Consider the following 18,125-nt stretch of genomic DNA (forward strand, 5'->3'; position numbering starts at 1 on the left):
CAATAAATTTAATGTAAATTGGTTCTTTTTATATGTCAATTTCAGTTTTATGCTGAGTATCAACATAAAGCAGTGCCTGCCAATCTATTTACTTAAGGGGGATTTCAGATGAGACGGAAAGAATTCACAGTAACCGAGGAGCAGGAAATCGAACAATTCCTGTTCTCGCAGAGCTTTGGTTTTCTGGGGACAACCGACCAGGACGGGTGGAGCCGGGTCACCCCGCTTAATTTTGCCTACGGACAAGGTGTCTTCTATTTTCACGGGAGTCTGGCTGGTGAGAAGATGAAACATCTGAAAGCCGATAACCGGGTCAGCTTCACGGTGGCGGAGGAATTCGCACGGATCCCTTCCTATTACACCGATCCGGTTAAGGCTTGTCCGGCCACAGCCTTTTTCAAGAGTGTGATGGTGAAAGGCAGAGCCGAGAAGATCACAGATCTCGCCGAGAAGGCTGAGGCCCTGACGTTATTTATGAAGAAGCTGCAGCCCGAAGGAGGATATACTCAAATTGATGCGGAAGACCCGGCGTATGCCGGGGAGCTTAAAGCGGTATCTGTTGTGCGAATCGTCCCTGAGCAAATAACCGCCAAATTCAAATTCGGGCAAAATATGACCCAGGATAAGCGAAACCAGATCACACAAGGTCTCATGGAGCGCAACCAGGGCAAAGATATGGAGACGGTGCGCTTGATGACACAATTTTGTCCTTTTCATACGGAATAAGTGCCTTTTTAGTCCGTGACGGTTCCGTGGATAGGATGTTATAATGTTAGGCAGTAAAAACCGGAACTATGGAATCCAAACAGACTGGAAGGATGAAAGCGCGATGAACCCACTTGCCGAACAGTTAAACGAGAATATTAAAGCTGGTAATGCCAATGTGTACGAGGTGCTCTCGACACTTGGAAGAGAAATCTATTTTCCCAAGGAAGGAATCCTGAGTCAATCGGCTGAAGCCACAGCGAATGCCAAGAAATATAATGCGACCATCGGGATTGCAACCGAGAACGGCGGCCCGATGCACCTGGGCGTATTTCAGGAATCGCTGTCTGCATTTAATCCAAAAGACCTGTATCCTTATGCTCCTCCGGCTGGTAAGCCAGAGCTTCGCAAGGTATGGCGCAGCAAGATGCTGCAGGAGAATCCTTCTCTGGAAGGAAAGAGCTTCGGGAATCCTGTTGTAACGAACGCTCTCACGCACGGACTCAGCATAGTCGCGGATCTCTTCGTGGGTGAAGGCGACGCGGTGATCTACCCGGACAAGAACTGGGAGAACTACGAATTGACTTTCGGGATCCGCCGTCACGGTCATATCGTGAACTACCCGCTTTTTACAGAGCAGATGACCTTTAACAGTGCTGGTCTGCGTGAGGCCCTGCTGGCACAGAAGGATAAAGGCAAGGCGATCGTGATTCTGAACTTCCCTAACAACCCTACTGGCTATACTCCTGGGGAAGCTGAGGGTAAGGAAATTGTAGACGCACTATATGAAGCTGCTGAGGCCGGCATCAATCTGGTTGTCGTGACTGACGATGCTTACTTTGGATTGTTCTTTGAAGATTCCATGCATGAATCCTTGTTCGGCAAGCTAGCGGGTCTTCATCCGCGCATCCTTCCTGTCAAAATTGACGGAGCAACCAAGGAAGAATACGTTTGGGGCTTCCGCGTTGGCTTCATTACTTTCGCTTCTGACAATCAGGAGGTGCTCTCCTCGCTGGAACAGAAGACACTCGGAATTATCCGGGCGACCATTTCAAGCGGCGCTCATCCTTCCCAGACTTTTGTTCTTGAAGCACTTAAGTCTCCTGAGTTCGAATCACAGAAGGAAGAGAAATTCGCGGTGATGAAAGGACGCGCCAACAAAGTCAAGTCCCTGCTTGACAGCGGCAAGTACGGTGAGGTCTGGGATTATTATCCGTTCAACTCGGGTTACTTCATGTGCCTTAAGCTGAAGGATGTCTCTGCCGAAGCCCTCCGCCAGCATCTGATTCATCAATATGGTGTCGGCACCATTGCTCTAGGAGACCATGATCTCCGGGTGGCCTTCTCTTGTATCGCAGAAGAGAATCTGGAGGAACTGTTCGACCTCATCTATCAGGCTGTCCAAGACCTCCGGCAATCCTAAGCAATATCCAGGCACCGGCCCAAGCACAGAACCCATCCCTGTCATAATATACCGTGTATCTACACATTAGCACAGGGAAAGGGGATTACTTTCATGGGTGAAGTTAAAGAAGCAAGAGGCGGTTACGGCGGAATTGGTGGTGGATTCACAAGCACAGGTGCAATCTTAGTCCTGTTCATCCTGCTTGTTATCATCAGCCGTACCATTCTCTTCTAAAATAAGCTCGGAGATCAAGAAAGGCAGCCTCTCTCAGTATGATACTGAGGGAGGCTGCCTTTTTGTATTCCAAAAATATATCTTCGGTCATCAATCTTCTTCTTCCATCCTCCAGCTGCGAGCAAACCGGCCTCTAAGCAGAACCACCAAAATAATCCCGGCTGCCAGACTGAACAAGAGCATCATTGGCTGGGTGTATCCAAGCACAAGCATAGGCAGCCACATTATTACAGCCAGGGCAGTTTGAACCCGGAACATAAGGCGCAAGGCTGCATCAATAGGGGCCCCCTCTGGTACCGGATAGAATGAGGCTGCCGGAGAATCACGATGATATTGCCGAAGCGTACTAAGCTGCATGCCTGCCGCGAACAGGAAGAACAGGTAAATGATCGGTCCCCAGAGTGAATTGCCCGTCCACCACACCAGCACCATCGAGAGCAGGGTCAATCTGATAATAATGCCCAGGAGCTCACTGCGTACGAAGGTCTTGATGAGCAAATAACGGAAGGAAGCTTCTTGTCCCCACGTGACCGTGTTCCCGACACCGGACAACCAGCGGCGGGTGTGTACCTTCTGCCCTTCTGCCGGTACATCAACGAACCAGCCAAGCAGGAGCATCACCCGCGAAGCCTGTGACTTCTCCGTCGCAATAAGCGTCTCCCACGGAACTTGATGCTTAACGACCAATCGTAGGGATAATACATAATTGATCCCTACCAGAATGGTGAAGAGTGTGCTTCGAAGAGGTGACTGCCAAATCCACGCCGCAAGCATAAGAATAACGAGACACCAGCGCAGAAGGCGGTATCCGCTTCTGGCGCGGGCGGAGCTCATTCGCAGCTCCTGCCAGGCGCCATAAGAGCTGATAATTTTTAGAACAACAAGCACAAGTGCCAACAGCCAGAGCGGCTTAGGGTCCGGGCTGCTGCGAACATACAGCGGCCACACTGCGATAAGAAGGATGAAGAGCCCGATCAGCTTATAAATTACCCCGCTCCGGTAAGCCGGGGTGAGATAAGGCTTCATCCTGTATTCCTGAGGCAGCAGGAAAGTAAGATCCGCGGGCTGCAGATACGTTCTGAAGCTGGCATACACGGTGAGCGGAGCAAGCAGAATTAACATAATCCAGCGGATCGGGAGGTCAGGTGGTATATGCTTCAGGAATGAGGTATACCAGGCAGCAAAGGCAATGAACAGGATAAAGGTGAGTACGGCCACACCGCTCTGCACGACATAAGGGAAGTACGGGACGATCTTCCCCCAGAAGGCCGCTTTCCGGCGGCTGCGCAGTGTTCTTAAATCCATAGCCTTACTCGCCGCCCTTCACTAGAGCATAGAAGATATTTTCCAGCGATGCTCCCGGTGCGTTCGCTTGCTGCGCAATCTCGCTCAGCGTCCCCTGTGCAACTACGGCTCCCCGGTGAAGAACTATGAATCTGTCGCAATAATTCTCAATCGTTGACAGAATATGAGAGCTGAGCAGAATCGATGCGCCGCTATGTTTCATCTCTAGCATAAAGTCAAGCAGTGAGCGAATTCCCAGCGGATCAAGCCCGAGAAAAGGCTCATCGATGACATAGAGCGGCGGACGAGCCACGAATGCACTCATAATCATTACCTTCTGCTTCATCCCTTTGGATAAATGCATGGACAGGCTGTCTGCTTTCTCCCTCATATGAAACAGATCCAAGAGCCTCTCCGAACGCTCGCGGTAAGCTTCCGGCTCAACGCCATAAGCCCGGGCCGTGAACTCCAAATGCTCACGAACCGTCAATTCCTCATAGAGGAGCGGTGATTCAGGCACGAAAGCGAGTGAAGACTGGTAGCTCTGCGGCGATTCATCTCTTGTCTTGCCCTGCACCAGGACTACACCCTTATGAGGTGCCATTAGACCAAGAATATGCTTCATTGTCGTACTCTTCCCTGCTCCGTTCAGACCGATCAGACCGACCATTTCACCCGGCTTCACATCAAAGTTGATATTGTGAAGTACCGGCTTGCCAAGGCTGTAGCCTCCGCTAAGCTCCTCAATCTGCAGTACAGGTGTTTGTTCCATGCACAGCTCCCCCTTTACCTAATCAATTCAATTGCCGAACAAGGAATCCCTACGAGCGGGGCGGTTGTTTATCCTTGAGCCACTTGGGAGCGCCTTTATTCTTGCGGTCCCGATGACGGTCCAGCTTCCGTTCGCTGGTAGGCGATTCACTACGGTTAGCTTTTGCTGCTCCGCCTGCTTTGCGGCTGATTGAACCATTCTTGTCCTTGTTGTCATAACCACCTGCCGGTCTGCCGCCACGTTCTGTGCGCGGTCTTCCGGCAGAACTTGTTCTTGCTGCTCCAGCTTCGCGAGGCTCAACGATGCGTCCACCATAAAGGGCGCGCTGGATAAACTCTATGCCAAGCTCCTTCGAGAACTTGCGGATGATAAATTCCTCACGTGGGGTAACAAGAGAGACAGCAAGCCCCTTGCGCCCCATTCTCCCTGTCCGTCCGGAGCGGTGCACATAATGATCTGCATCCATCGGCGGGTCATAGTTGACGATGAGGCCTAGATCCTCAATATCAAGTCCCCTGGCGGCTACATCACTAGCAATGAGCAGCCGGATACTGCCTTCACGGAATCGCCGAAGCACCAGGCTTCTTGTTGTCTTGTCCGCATCGCCGTACAAGGCTTGTGCATGAAGACCTACGAAGTTCATTTTGGCTTCAACTTCACCGATGTCTTGGGTATTGTTAACAAACACGATAGCCTTTGGGGCGTTATAGGTACGAACGATACGCCGCAGCGTATCAATTTTCTCCCGTTCCTCAGTGACAAAATACACATGCTCCAGCGTCTTGGACGTACGCTGTTCAGGTTCGATTCCGATCTCCGCCGGCTCCTTCATCTCCCGGTAGGCTAAGCTTCTGATCTCCGGGCTTACCGTCGCCGATAAGAAGAGAAGCTGCCGATCCCGCAGTGCTGCCCGGATAATATGCTCCACATCCCCTGAGCCGCCAAGCTGAAACACCTGGTCTACTTCATCCACGACCAGGGTTTTAACCTCATGCATCTTCAGCTTCTTCACTGCCAGCAATTCCTTAATCCGTCCAGGCGTTCCTACAACAAGCTGCGGATGAAGCTTCAGCTTCTCAATTTGCCGTCCAATCGCCGCTCCGCCAATCAGAGCCTGCGCGTGGATGCCGAGCGGTTCACCATAGCGCTGACTTTCCCGCAGAATTTGCATAGCCAGCTCTTGGGTTGGCGCAAGAATCAGAGCTTGAAGCGATTTGACAGAGGGATCGATTCGCTGCAGTATGGGCAGCAGATAAGCCAAGGTCTTCCCGGTACCGGTCTGTGACTGGGCGAGTACGTCCCTGCCTTCAAGAATAGCTGGAATCGTCTGGGCTTGTACCGGAGAAGGCTCTGTGATCCCAAAATCGGCCAGCCCCGCGGTTAATGCTTCATTTACGCCGATCGAGGGAAATGTATTTATTGTCATGTAAGTATCATCCTTTATGATTAAAGTCATTTAAGCATTATGCATTCACCGAAATGCGCGATATTTCCATTATATGCGAAACCCTCGATACCAACAAATCAAGATATTTGAACTACTCACACTTAACACCCTACGGGTCGTTTGAAGTGGGAGATTCCTAAGTACGAAAGCCTATCGGCTTTTAATTTGATTAGGCTATCCCCGTAGTCCCTACGGTTAGAAGTCTTATAGCTTCATTTTTAAGATTCTGTCCTGCGTTAATATCCCTGTCGTGATGTGCTCTACAAGAAGGGCAATCCCATTCACGAAGGTTTCGATGTTTAACGTCTTTGTTTTTATAGCCGCAGCACGAACACAATTGAGAACTAGCGAAGGTTTTAGATACAGCAATCACTTGCTTACCATACCATTTTGCCTTGTATTCTAACATCTTGTGGAATTGCGACCATGACACCTCACTAATGGCTTTGGCTAACTTAGGATTCTTCAACATGTTCGTGACTTGCAATGTCTCAATGCCAATGACATCGTGGTTTTTGATGATATCCGTAGAGATTTTTTGCAAGTAGTCTGTTCTTGTATGGGTGATCCATTCGTGGAGTCTTGCAACCTTGATCCGCTGTTTGTTCCAATTTGAACCACCCTTCGTACGTCTGGAAAGAATACGTTGTGCTTTTGCTAGTTTCCCTTCGAGTGTACGAAACCATTTCGGGTTAGAGAATACCTCTGCTGTACTCAGGATAGCAAAGTCCTTCAGCCCAACGTCAACACCAACAGAAGAACCTGTTTTTTCTAATGATTGCACTTTTGTTTCTGCAAGAATAGAAATGAAGTACTTTCCGCTGGGATTACGCCTAACGGTTGCGTTAAGAATACGCCCTTCTACTTCACGACTTTTAGCAAAGCGAACAAGACCCAGTTTAGGCAATTTAATTTTGTTGCCTACAACGGCAATATTTCCGTTTGTTTCCTTTGTTGTGTATGACTGCACTGGATTTTTTTTAGACTTGAAGCGAGGTGCATGGTTCTGCTTTTTAAAGAATCGTGTATACGAATCGGCAAGGTTTTTCAGTGAGGATTGAAGGGCAATGCTGTCCACTTCTTTTAGCCAGACTAATTCTTTCTTTAACTGTGTCAATTCAACAGAACATGAATGGTAAGTTAATCCTTTTCCTGTTTCTTTGAAGATATCCGTCCATTGTGCTAAAAAACGATTAAATACAAAACGACTACACCCAAATGTTTTAGCAATTAGGAGTTCCTGTTCTTTCGTTGGATAGATACGAAATTTGTATGCTTTGTTGACTAACAATACGTTTCACCTCACTATCACCAGAACCTACGTTCTCATTATACCATGTTCAGGTAATTTTTGGCTATTACCAACCGACATTCATCCCCTCCCTACTCATTAGGCTTCGCCCTCCACATTCCTTGAGGAAGGGGTATTCTGTCGGAAGGTCGATAAAAAAACCGACTTCACTACGGAAATCGGTCATTCGAATAATTTAAATGTTCACCCCGCCCTATTCTCTCTGAGCTGGAATTGGTTCACGAGCTGCAGCAGCGAGCTTGTAATGGATTCCACATTTCCAGTTGTGCTCCTTACTTGCTGCATGTCCCTGCTAAGGAGCTGAACCGTATCCTCCACCTCCGTAGAGATCTTTCGGTTCTCTATGCTGACTGCAGCGATCTTCTCCATTAAGCTGACCATTTCATCCACAACCCGAGTCTTCATGGAGTCAGAGGCTCCTGCCAGCTGAAGAATCTGTGCAGCTGTAGCTACAAGCTGCGTTCCTTCTTCAACGACCCGGGTGCCTTCCTCCATCGTCTGGAACGACTCTTCCGCTTTCTCATCAATCCGTTTCAATGTCTCGCTAATACTTGCAGTGGAACGACTTGTCAGCTCCGCAAGCTTGCGAATCTCTCCAGCTACCACGGCAAATCCCCTTCCGTGTTCTCCCACTCTAGCCGCCTCAATCGATGCATTAAGCGAGAGAAGATTCGTCTGGGTTGAAATTTCCTCAATCACCTTCAGCATGCCGGCAATTTCTTTGGTCGTCTCGGCAAAATTACGCAGGGTGCGGTTCGTCTCTTCTACCTTGAGATGAATATGCTGCATCTTGTCCCCGATTCGGACAACCTCGTTCTGAGCGACTGCGATTTGTTCCGAAGCCTGCTGCTCCAGCTCCTTCAGGGTACCACTCATATGTAAGGATACATCCTTGGCCATATCGATATCCGCCAGCTGCTGCCGGATGCCTCTGAGCATATCATCGACTTTAGTACCAGCTGCATCTGTCGATTGTCCGGTCGAAGCTGCCGAAGCATGCAGCAGACGCTGACTCAGTCTCACATCGTCAGCCGCACGCCTGATGTGAAGCATAATTCCCTCAAGACTATCGATCATGTTATTTATCCATTTTGCCAATTCCCCGGTCTCGTCTTGCGGAAAGCTGCCGATATCCAGTCGTTTCGTCAAGTCCCCTTTACCCTCTGCGTTAATCCGGATAAATCGGTTCAGTCTTCTGAGATGTGAAGCTGCTTGCAATGTTTGTCTGCGCTCAATCCAATACACCCCTGAAGCGCCATACAGCACGTTCATGACTAAGAATGCGGCCGCCGTAATCAAAGGATTAGTGACTCCTCCAAGAAGAAAGGACATCAGCACATTCATGAGTGCAAAGCCTGTGATCAACCACAGATGCATCACCTTTACTTTCCAATGCAGACTGCGGACCCGATACACCTCCTCCAGATCCCCTTCACACATCATTCCCCACAAATCTGGACAATGGGGTAACTTGAAGGTAATGCCTTTACCGATTACCGGGATGTGCCTGTAATCCGAATAGCCTGGAAATTCTACGAACAGATTACTGCCATTTGCGATGGTTCCCGCAACCCCCGGATGAAGCTCACCGGTTGCAGGGTCCACAAAGACGAGTTCCAATTCGGTATGGTTCTGTACCTGAACTACCCCGAACTCGGTCCTTACGCCCTCTTTCAGATTGTCTCCATGTGTAAAGGTGAAATCCTCAAATCTACTGCGGGAAAGGGCAGTCCCAGGTTCAATATTCCTGTGCAGCTCAGGCCTCGCCATAAATAAATAGTTATCACCTGAATCGGGATAGACGTGTCCGGATTCACGCTGGATCAGGTCCCCAAGAACATCATTCGGTACCCGCCCGCACAACACACCAAGCAGAGTACTGCCTTCCATCATAGGGTGCATGAACATAAGTGTCATTTCATCATGGAACCGAGATGTACTTGGACCTATCTGAAGAGTAACCGGATCTGCATACGGGCCAACCAAGCATTTGTCTCCATGGCTTACACGATGGTATGCTTCGGACATTACGCTATGGACAAGCATACTTTTGCCTACATTATTACTGTATGTAGAGATAATCACTTCTCCGCTTGAATCAATCAGGCTAATCTCCGAGAAGTCCTCAGCTCGTCTATTGCACGAGGCGAATAATCCTTCAAGATGATGAACAGTTCCCGATTCTTTCTCCGGAAAGCCAGCAGCTTTAAGTTGATCTTCAAGCCTCGTTAAATGTCCCCAATAATCGTTAGCCCAAGTTTCAAGCAAGTCTCTTCGAGTAGAGGCGATTCCTTCAAAAATTTCTTCAACGTCCTCTTTAATCCCCTTATTAATCTGGTAGGAGAACCAAAGTGGCAATCCTTTTCTGAATCCAAGCCAATCGAACATGTAAATCCCCCTCTCCAATACATAACACAACATGTTATATAACTTAACAAATCTATTATTGATTCATTGTACCCTAAGAAATGGAATTACACAATGAATTTGTAGGTATTTTCACCCAATAAATTATAAAGACTAGGGATTAAGATCCAGTGACACCGATAATAACCGGAGAGAGACAATCACAGCCTTTCTTTTCTTATATAATCAAAAAAAGGCCTCCCACTCCATGCTGAGGAGTAAGAAGACCTGGAATTCTCATTTTTTATTTAAAAGTTTATAGCTAAGCCTGTCTGCCAAGCGGGGAAACAATTGATACAACTTGGTGCCAATACCTGCGAACCACGGCAGATCTACTTCCGCTTTACGCTTCTCAATCACCGAGACGATAGCTGATGCTACCTTCTCCGGCTTCATCATGAACCATTTCACATTCTTCACATAGGCGCCACCTGGATCCGCAAGATCAAAGAAAGGTGTGTCGATCGGACCCGGATTAACCGTGGATACCGTAATTCCGTATTCCTTCAATTCCTGTCTCAAAGCGTTGCTGAATCCTAGAACCGCATGCTTGGTAGCTGTATAAGCTGTGGATTTGGAAGTACCCAGCTTACCCGCCATAGAAGCAATATTCACAATTTGGCCAGTGCCCGCTTCCTTCATGGAAGGCAGTACGGCTTTGGTACACCGAACGATCCCCATATAGTTCACATTCATCATATCCGCAAATGCCTGGACAGGCATTTCATCACAATACTCAAATAAGCCATAACCGGCATTATTCAGAAGCACATCAATCCGTCCGTAGGAATCGAAGATCTTCTTGAATACCCTGGCCACGTCGTCGTCACGGCTGACATCCAGTGGAATAATCTCATACCGGCCCTGTAGTGAAGCACCCACTAGCTCAAGCTTGTCCACTGAACGAGCAGTTAGAATTACGATGGCTCCACGTTCTGACAGCAGCCTTGAAGTCAAGGCTCCTATTCCGCTTGACGCACCCGTCACAACAATTACCTTATCTCTCAACAAGATACACCCGCATCCTTTCCCCATTCGGCGGTCTATCTCCGGATCTGGAACCCCCTGTTCCCTACGCCGCCGTAACTGGTTCTATTCTACGAGATCATGACTTGAATATCCAGTTCACCAACACCATTAATGGTAAGTGGGATGAACAGAACCTTGGAGGATGCATTATCGGCACTGTCATTTGATTTAATGATTTTAGGTGGCGTAATGTCTACTGTGAAACCTTGATTTGAAAGTATAGTACTCGCGTTACCACTGATCATATTGCCAAGCTCTGAAATGGCGCTTGTCCCCATTTCATCCATCTCTGTGATCACAAATCCGCCCATCATGAGAGAAACGATTCTTAAAGCAACATCCTCCTGCAATCCGAAGAGCACATTACCGCTAAGCTGTCCCGTCATGCCGACTTGAATCCATATGTGGTTATCAATATGAACAACATCCTTAATTCCAAGACTTCCAGCGGAAGGTGAAATTTGGATCACTTGTTCAAGTACAAGTTTCGCGGATTCTAAAAAAGGATTGATCACTTCTGCCTTCACATAAATGCGCCCCTTTGCTCTGGGAAGTCCTGTTTTCACAACAATAGTCCCATCTTTTGGTTAGTTAATATTATACTTTATTCCTAGAAATAAATCATTACAAATTCATAAATACAAATCCTGCGGATGGAAGAGATTAATACATGAGCACATGACCTTGTGATACATTGCCCTGATGAAATGAATAGCCTATAATTATTAGGAAAAGATTACATTTCTATGATACGGATCAAGCAAGTGTGTTCGAGCATTAAGGAGGAGTCCAGGTGAACATAAGTCAATTGGAGACGCTCATCACCATCTCCAAAACAAAGAGTTTTCGCAAGGCCGGTGAGCTTCTGAATTTGACCCAGCCTGCAGTATCAGCTCAAATCAAGAGTCTTGAGGACGAATTTAAAACGGTCCTCGTCAATAGGAATCAGCCCGTCACTTTAACAGACCGGGGTCAGGTGTTTCTGCAGCATTCTGAACGGATTGTTGATATTGTGGAAGAATTGAAGCAAAAGCTCTCCGATATGGAACATATTCCGCAGGGCCACATCGTGCTCGGTACTACCACATCGATTGCGATTCAGATTCTGCCTCGTATCCTTTCCTATTTCCAGGATCAATTCCCGCTAATCAAGACAAGCATTCAGTCCATGCCATCTTCCCAAATTTATCAGAACGTGGAGAACGGGCTTGTGGATGTAGGAATCGGTTATTTAATCGAGCGAAATCCGCAAATTCATGCCTCAGCGCTGTACTATGATACCTTCGAACTCGTTGTCTCCCCTCTTCATCCATTGGCGCAGGCAAGGAACCCCGTTCTGAAGGATCTGCAAGGTGTACCCTTGATTCTTCTCTCACCGGATACCGTTGGACGCAGATTTGTGGAGGATGTATTCAAGCAGCATAATATCGAGCCTAATGTAGTGATGGAGCTTTCTAGCAGTGAGGAAGTCAAGCGGATGGTGGAAATCAACCTGGGTGCCGCGATTATCTCCAAGCAGTCCATTTCCCGCGAGCTTCGGCTTGGCACACTACGCATTGTTCCTATCATCGAGCTTGAGGTTACCCACCCGGTGGGCGTCATCTATAAATCCAGTCGCTATATCAATTCGGCCATGCAGCAATTTCTTAACGATCTAAAAGGAATGCCTGAGACTCATTTCATCAGTTCAGAGTAAACAACCACTTGGCCCATTGAAAGGAGTATACAACTTATGAAATTCGATCTGCACACTCATCATTTTCGGTGCGGCCATGCCGACGGAAATATTCGGGATTATATCGAGGCCGGGATTGCCGCAGGCCTTCAGGTCATTGGCATTAGCGATCATACACCTTATTTCGGGAGTCCTGAGGAGCAGCCTTTTCCCCGGATTGCAATGGCCAAACAAGAATTTGTTAACTATGTGAATGAAGTGCTTGCACTAAAGACCGAGTATGAGGGGAAGATCGACGTTCTACTGGGGATTGAATCTGATTTTTTCCCGGAGCATGCAGAGACTTATCGCCAGGTTCTTAATTCCTACCCGTTTGATTATATTATCGGCTCGGTTCATAGCACATTTAATAGCAGCATCTTCAATAAATCCCGCTGGAAGGGTCTTGGGGACAAAGAGAGGATTGAGCACAAGGAAGAATATTACAATCTGATCCGGCAGTCCGCACGAAGCGGGATGTTCCAGATCCTCGGTCATATCGACGCCATGAAAGGCAACTATCCCGCATTCTCTGATATTCCGGCTGAAGCAGCAATCGAGGATACCCTGAAGACCATTGCAGAATCGGGTGTCGCTATCGAGATTAATACCTCAGGCAAGACCAAGCTCAGCGGCGGCTGGTATCCATCAGATGCCATTTTGGAGCGTGCTTTGTTCCACGGGGTTAATGTTACCTTCGGATCAGATGCCCATAAGCCTTTCCGGGTTGGCGATGAGTGGGAGGAAGTCGCTAAGCGTCTTAAGGAGATCGGGTTCAAGGAATGGGTATATTTCAAAAACAAACAACAAATATCCGTGCCTCTCTAAAGCGCCACGTAATGATTCCAGCCCCCCTCCTTGTCCGGAGCGGGGGTTAATTTGTGACCTGGCAAAAAAAAGAGAACCCGAGAGATTCGCCTCATCAGGTTCCAAAAGCATTCATTATATTCAAAAGGGGGTCATGTTCTTATCTTAACCGCTTTCTGTTAGGGTTTAATAACAGTAATATTTCATTTGTGTAACAAAGCGTAAAAGAAGTGTTAAACCTGAAGAACAAATGAAATCAAGCCGGGATTACCAAGCACATCCATATTATCCTGGGGCTCATCCTCTCTAACCATACCGCAGTTCAACATGACCTGCCGTGAAGCTGCGTTACCTTCCTCACATCTCCCCCGGATCTTCTTGAGACCCAGCTCTTGAATTCCAAATTCGATCACAGCGCGAACAGCCTCGGTCGCAATCCCCTTGTTCCAATAGGGAGGAGATATACAATAACCTAGAATTGCCGTCCCTTTCTCGTCATCCCATTTCTGGAGTGATACCAGCCCAATCAGACTCACATCCTCATGCAGACAGATTGCAAAATGCAGCGTAGACAGCGTTCGGTTCGACTCCTCAAAATAACGGTATAAACGTGAAGGAAATAAAGCCGAAAAGGAGTGAAGGCCCAGATGTGGATATACAGAAGGATCTGAAATGCAATTATATAGATTTATTTCGTCTTCTGGCCCGATTTTTCTAAGCACAAGCCGATCTGTACGAATTATGGGATAGTTCCTTCGGATGTCTGTTCTATTCAGCATATTTCTTACCTTGATAACTGCTAAATCTCTTCAATTCCCTCATCCGATTCCTCGCCTCCATCACTTTTCACAGGATCATTGCCGGGGCCTCCGAGTGGTCCACCTAGAGGTTCTTCCTTAAAAATTTGGCGGAATACCCCTATCATGGATAAAGCGTACGCCACCGTTACAAAGCTGAATAACACTTCCATAATCACTACCAGACGCGCGGTATTATCCACCGGCCTAATATCACCATAACCTACCGTAGCGAAGGTGGCTACGCTGAAGTATAGAAATGAGATCAGCTGGGAAATCAAGTCTTTACCGATATTATCGCCCATAAAGGAACTTTCGCCAAATGTTTTGTAGATCGAGGTATATACCACCATGAAGAACAGAATACACATCAAGGTGGCGATAAATATACGGATCACCGTTGACTTAAGCTGTACCTCCTTATTCACGGACTGCGCGATTTTGGTGAAGATGAATGTGATATAAAAGATCACCGAGAATAGGACAAAAAGCAGAATAAATGCTCTTAGTAAGGCAGGGGATGCTAGGACTGAGGCGAAATCGATGATCCCGAGCAAATCTTCCAAGCACAAAGCGATATAGATGATTAGGGGGGCCAGCAGGATGACCCTTCCTGTAATTCGTTTATCCACCCTGTAGAAGAAAACAGCCAAAATAATCAGGCCAATTACATCTATCCAAAGCACTGCCGTCTGCATAAAATCACCCTCCCTTCAGGATACTGACATGAGAATCATTACCCTAAACCAGACACCTCTGTACCACATTGGACATGCGCCAGCACTGCTAATGCCAGGGTACAGATTAGAATCTTCTCCAAGTAAGGGAATAATATGTTGACCCAGGATGGAGTTCGTCTTGTCTTTCTGTATAGCAAAAAAAGGCTGCCCCTTTGATAGGAGCAACCCATATTTAACCTCACTTCTATACGCTGAGCCAGCGTTTGAACATATGCTTCGTTGTCTGCTTATTCATCTCAGCAATGGATGTCGTAAGCGGAATGCCTTTCGGGCAGGAACGTACACAGTTCTGCGAGTTGCCGCAGCCCTCGATACCCCCGTCCTCCATCAATGCATCCAGACGCTCTTCCTTGTTCATCTCCCCGGTTGGGTGTGAATTGAACAGTCTTACCTGCGAGATCGCAGCTGGACCGATAAAGTTCGTCTTCTCATTTACGTTCGGACAAGCCTCCAGGCAGACCCCGCAGGTCATGCATTTGGACAGCTCATACGCCCACTGACGCTTCTTCTCAGGCATCCGTGGTCCTGGACCGAGGTCATAGGTTCCGTCAATTGGAATCCATGCCTTTACCCGCTTGAGTGCATTGAACATCCGGCTGCGGTCAATGACCAGGTCACGAACGACCGGGAAGGTCTTCATCGGTTCAACACGGATCGGCTGTTCCAGCTTATCAATCAAGGCTGCGCAAGCCTGACGCGGTTTGCCATTGATAACCATGGAGCATGCTCCGCATACCTCTTCCAGACAGTTGGATTCCCAACATACCGGAGTTGTGTGCTTGCCGTCATGATTGACCGGGTTACGCTGAATCTCCATCAGCGCACTGATCACGTTCATACCCGGGCGGTATGATAATTCGAACTCCTCTGTATAGGGTGCCGAATCCGGCTGATCTTGGCGTGTGATAATGAATTTCACTTTTTTAGCAGCTGTTGTCTGCGCCATAGCCTGTTCCCCCTCCTAATTAATCCTTCGAATAGTCTCGAACGCGCGGCGGGATTAAGGAGACATCCACGTCCTCATATGAAATTTGAGGGCCTTCCGGCGTCCATGTAGCTTTGGTAGTCTTCAAGAATTCTTCGTCATTACGATCAGGGAATTCAGGTTTGTAATGGGCACCGCGGCTTTCATTACGCAGCAGGGCTCCAAGTGTCATCGCTTCAGACAGTTCGAGCATGTTCCACAGCTGACGGGTAAACGCCGCGCCGCTATTGTTCCAGTTCGAGACATCATTGATATTGATGTTCTTGTAACGGACCTTCAGTTCCTTGATCTTATTGATCGTTGCTTCCAGCTTGCTGTTGTAACGAACAACTGTCATGTTGTCTGTCATCCACTCGCCAAGCTCCTTATGAATGACATACGCATTCTCCGTACCATTCATGGCGAGAATGTTGGTGTACTTCTCTTCCTGCTGCTTCTTCGCACTGCTGTATACACCAGGCTGAACATCTTCAGCTGACTTCTTAAGGCCGCGGATATATTCAACCGCCTTCGGCCCAGCCTGCATGCCGCCGAAGATCGCGGATACGAGCGAATTCGCGCCAAGCCGGTTGGCCCCGTGATATTGATACTCACATTCTCCAGCCGCGAACAGGCCGGGAATGTTCGTCATTTGATTGTAATCAACCCACATGCCGCCCATGGAGTAATGGACTGCCGGGAATATCTTCATCGGAATCTTGCGCGGGTCATCGCCCATGAACTTCTCGTAGATCTCAATAATACCGCCAAGCTTAACATCAAGCTCTTTAGGGTCCTTATGGGACAGATCGAGATATACCATGTTCTCGCCGTTGATGCCAAGCTTCTCATCGACACATACATGGAAAATCTCACGCGTCGCGATATCACGCGGCACAAGGTTACCGTAAGCCGGGTATTTCTCTTCAAGGAAGTACCAAGGCTTACCGTCTTTATAAGTCCAGATACGTCCACCCTCACCGCGTGCGGATTCAGACATCAGACGCAGCTTGTCATCCCCTGGAATGGCTGTCGGGTGAATCTGAATGAATTCCCCATTCGCATATTTAACACCTTGCTGATACACAGCACTTGCCGCTGTACCTGTGTTAATGACGGAGTTCGTGGTTTTACCAAAAATAATACCAGGACCCCCTGTTGCCAGAATTACGGCATCAGACATAAATGTCTTGATCTCCATCGAACGCAGATCCTGTGCACAAATCCCGCGGCATACGCCTTCATCATCCAAGACAGCCGAGAGGAACTCCCAGTGCTCATGCTTGGTAACAAGACCTGCCGCCTCATAGCGGCGAACCTGCTCATCCAGGGCGTAGAGAAGCTGCTGCCCGGTAGTGGCACCGGCAAATGCCGTACGATGGCGCTTCGTGCCCCCGAAGCGGCGGAAGTCAAGCAGACCTTCCGGGGTCCGGTTGAACATAACGCCCATCCGGTCCATCAGATGGATAATTCCCGGCGCCGCTTCACACATCGCCTTAACCGGCGGCTGGTTCGCCAGGAAGTCCCCGCCGTATACCGTGTCATCGAAATGCTCCCAAGGCGAGTCGCCCTCACCCTTGGTATTAACTGCTCCGTTAATTCCACCCTGTGCGCAGACGGAGTGTGACCGTTTGACCGGCACGAGGGAGAACAGCGTTACATGAACTCCCGCTTCCGCAGCTTTGATGGTGGCCATCAAGCCGGCTAGACCGCCGCCGACAATGACAATACTTTGTTTAGCCATAATCTATCGTCACTCCCTTTTTATCCGATGAATGTTCTAAGGGTCTGAAGCAGTGCTTCGCCGCCCGCCTGGAATTCCGCATTACGGAATGCAAACAGCGACCATACGAACATAACTGATACGATCACAAACAGACCCATGCAGATGTTAGATGATACACGCTGGGCACGAGGACCTACGGTTACCCCCCAGCTGATAAGGAACGACCACAGACCGTTCGCAAAGTGGAACGAAGCTGACAGGACCCCAATCACGTAGAAAACAAAGTACACCGGATTGGTTACAATGTCGTGCATAACGCTTCCCAGCTGTTCATGTGTAACATGCCCTAGTGCTACCTGAACCCGAGTCTCATACAAGTGCCAGATCACAAAGACAAGCACAATAACTCCTGTTACCCGCTGGAGCAGATAACGTAAATTCCGCTCATTGCGGAATCTGCCGTTGTTCGGCTTTGCTTGAAACGCAATGTAGAGTCCGTAGATCGCATGATACATCAAAGGCAGGAAAATACCAAAAATTTCGAGAATCAGCACTAACGGCAGTCCGTTCAGGAAAGCAACACTATCCTTGAACCCCTGCGACCCGCCCTCTACGGCAGAAAAATTCGTAATCATGTGTTCCAGAATGAAGAAACCTAACGGTATAACACCCAGCAGCGAGTGCAGTTTTCTGGAATAAAACCCTTTCATAATTGCGCGTACCCCTTTCCGGTATCCATCGTTGTCCGTTCATGGCGCATGATTGTCATGCCCTCTGGCCGGT

17 protein-coding genes are annotated in these 18,125 nt (G+C 48.3%); 5 read left to right on the plus strand and 12 right to left on the minus strand.

The window, feature by feature from the left end:
- Window positions 1-108 precede the first annotated feature (108 nt).
- The 3 genes from ACRRNK_RS17625 to ACRRNK_RS17635 all read left to right on the plus strand — a co-directional run bounded on the left by ACRRNK_RS17625 (window position 109) and on the right by ACRRNK_RS17635 (window position 2,344).
- Window positions 109-726 carry a pyridoxamine 5'-phosphate oxidase family protein gene (locus tag ACRRNK_RS17625; protein ID WP_433943980.1) on the plus strand — a complete coding sequence of 206 codons (618 nt, stop codon included), beginning with the start codon at window positions 109-111 and terminating at the stop codon, window positions 724-726.
- Between the two features lie 103 nt (window positions 727-829).
- Window positions 830-2,128: an aminotransferase class I/II-fold pyridoxal phosphate-dependent enzyme gene (locus ACRRNK_RS17630; RefSeq protein ID WP_433946935.1), complete on the plus strand. Its 1,299-nt coding sequence runs from the start codon at window positions 830-832 to the stop codon at window positions 2,126-2,128.
- Window positions 2,129-2,221: 93 nt separating this feature from the next.
- Window positions 2,222-2,344, plus strand: a complete 123-nt coding sequence (locus tag ACRRNK_RS17635; RefSeq protein WP_433943981.1) for a YjcZ family sporulation protein — start codon at window positions 2,222-2,224, stop codon at window positions 2,342-2,344.
- Between the two features lie 90 nt (window positions 2,345-2,434).
- On the opposite strand, the gene ACRRNK_RS17640 is transcribed toward ACRRNK_RS17635, so the two are convergent.
- From ACRRNK_RS17640 to ACRRNK_RS17670, 7 genes are all read right to left on the minus strand, one after another.
- The gene (locus ACRRNK_RS17640) at window positions 2,435-3,649 is read right to left on the minus strand and encodes an ABC transporter permease (protein WP_433943982.1); all 1,215 of its coding nucleotides are present in this window, start codon (window positions 3,647-3,649) and stop codon (window positions 2,435-2,437) included.
- 4 nt (window positions 3,650-3,653) lie between these two features.
- Complete coding sequence (locus tag ACRRNK_RS17645) at window positions 3,654-4,400, minus strand: ABC transporter ATP-binding protein (RefSeq protein ID WP_433943983.1); 747 nt, start codon at window positions 4,398-4,400, stop codon at window positions 3,654-3,656.
- A gap of 49 nt (window positions 4,401-4,449) precedes the next feature.
- Window positions 4,450-5,826 (minus strand): DEAD/DEAH box helicase, encoded by a 1,377-nt coding sequence (locus ACRRNK_RS17650; RefSeq protein WP_433943984.1) that lies wholly within the window; start codon window positions 5,824-5,826, stop codon window positions 4,450-4,452.
- A 190-nt stretch (window positions 5,827-6,016) separates the two neighbouring features.
- Window positions 6,017-7,138, minus strand: a complete 1,122-nt coding sequence (tnpB, locus tag ACRRNK_RS17655) for an IS200/IS605 family element RNA-guided endonuclease TnpB (RefSeq protein ID WP_433943985.1) — start codon at window positions 7,136-7,138, stop codon at window positions 6,017-6,019.
- Window positions 7,139-7,342: 204 nt separating this feature from the next.
- Window positions 7,343-9,547, minus strand: coding sequence for a methyl-accepting chemotaxis protein (locus ACRRNK_RS17660; protein ID WP_433943986.1), 2,205 nt, complete (start codon window positions 9,545-9,547; stop codon window positions 7,343-7,345).
- 255 nt (window positions 9,548-9,802) lie between these two features.
- Window positions 9,803-10,600: an SDR family NAD(P)-dependent oxidoreductase gene (locus ACRRNK_RS17665; protein WP_433943987.1), complete on the minus strand. Its 798-nt coding sequence runs from the start codon at window positions 10,598-10,600 to the stop codon at window positions 9,803-9,805.
- A 62-nt stretch (window positions 10,601-10,662) separates the two neighbouring features.
- A complete protein-coding gene (locus tag ACRRNK_RS17670; protein WP_433943988.1) occupies window positions 10,663-11,121 on the minus strand; it encodes a chemotaxis protein CheX in 459 nt (152 codons plus the stop codon).
- Between the two features lie 266 nt (window positions 11,122-11,387).
- Here ACRRNK_RS17670 and ACRRNK_RS17675 point away from each other — a divergent pair, with 266 nt between their 5' ends.
- The gene (locus ACRRNK_RS17675; RefSeq protein ID WP_433943989.1) at window positions 11,388-12,290 is read left to right on the plus strand and encodes a LysR family transcriptional regulator; all 903 of its coding nucleotides are present in this window, start codon (window positions 11,388-11,390) and stop codon (window positions 12,288-12,290) included.
- A gap of 36 nt (window positions 12,291-12,326) precedes the next feature.
- The gene (locus ACRRNK_RS17680) at window positions 12,327-13,136 is read left to right on the plus strand and encodes a histidinol-phosphatase (RefSeq protein ID WP_433943990.1); all 810 of its coding nucleotides are present in this window, start codon (window positions 12,327-12,329) and stop codon (window positions 13,134-13,136) included.
- Between the two features lie 212 nt (window positions 13,137-13,348).
- Here the strand turns inward: ACRRNK_RS17680 and ACRRNK_RS17685 are convergent, their stop codons facing one another.
- The 5 genes from ACRRNK_RS17685 to ACRRNK_RS17705 form a co-directional block, all read right to left on the minus strand.
- Window positions 13,349-13,894, minus strand: a complete 546-nt coding sequence (locus ACRRNK_RS17685) for a GNAT family N-acetyltransferase (RefSeq protein ID WP_433943991.1) — start codon at window positions 13,892-13,894, stop codon at window positions 13,349-13,351.
- A 20-nt stretch (window positions 13,895-13,914) separates the two neighbouring features.
- The gene (locus tag ACRRNK_RS17690; RefSeq protein ID WP_433943992.1) at window positions 13,915-14,610 is read right to left on the minus strand and encodes an ion channel; all 696 of its coding nucleotides are present in this window, start codon (window positions 14,608-14,610) and stop codon (window positions 13,915-13,917) included.
- 226 nt (window positions 14,611-14,836) lie between these two features.
- Window positions 14,837-15,598 (minus strand): succinate dehydrogenase iron-sulfur subunit, encoded by a 762-nt coding sequence (sdhB, locus tag ACRRNK_RS17695; RefSeq protein WP_433943993.1) that lies wholly within the window; start codon window positions 15,596-15,598, stop codon window positions 14,837-14,839.
- Between the two features lie 19 nt (window positions 15,599-15,617).
- Complete coding sequence (sdhA, locus tag ACRRNK_RS17700; protein ID WP_433943994.1) at window positions 15,618-17,360, minus strand: succinate dehydrogenase flavoprotein subunit; 1,743 nt, start codon at window positions 17,358-17,360, stop codon at window positions 15,618-15,620.
- Window positions 17,361-17,380: 20 nt separating this feature from the next.
- The gene (locus tag ACRRNK_RS17705) at window positions 17,381-18,052 is read right to left on the minus strand and encodes a succinate dehydrogenase cytochrome b558 subunit (protein ID WP_433943995.1); all 672 of its coding nucleotides are present in this window, start codon (window positions 18,050-18,052) and stop codon (window positions 17,381-17,383) included.
- Window positions 18,053-18,125 lie beyond the last annotated feature (73 nt).

The organism is Paenibacillus sp. SN-8-1, assembly GCF_050995535.1.
Classification (GTDB): domain Bacteria; phylum Bacillota; class Bacilli; order Paenibacillales; family Paenibacillaceae; genus Fontibacillus.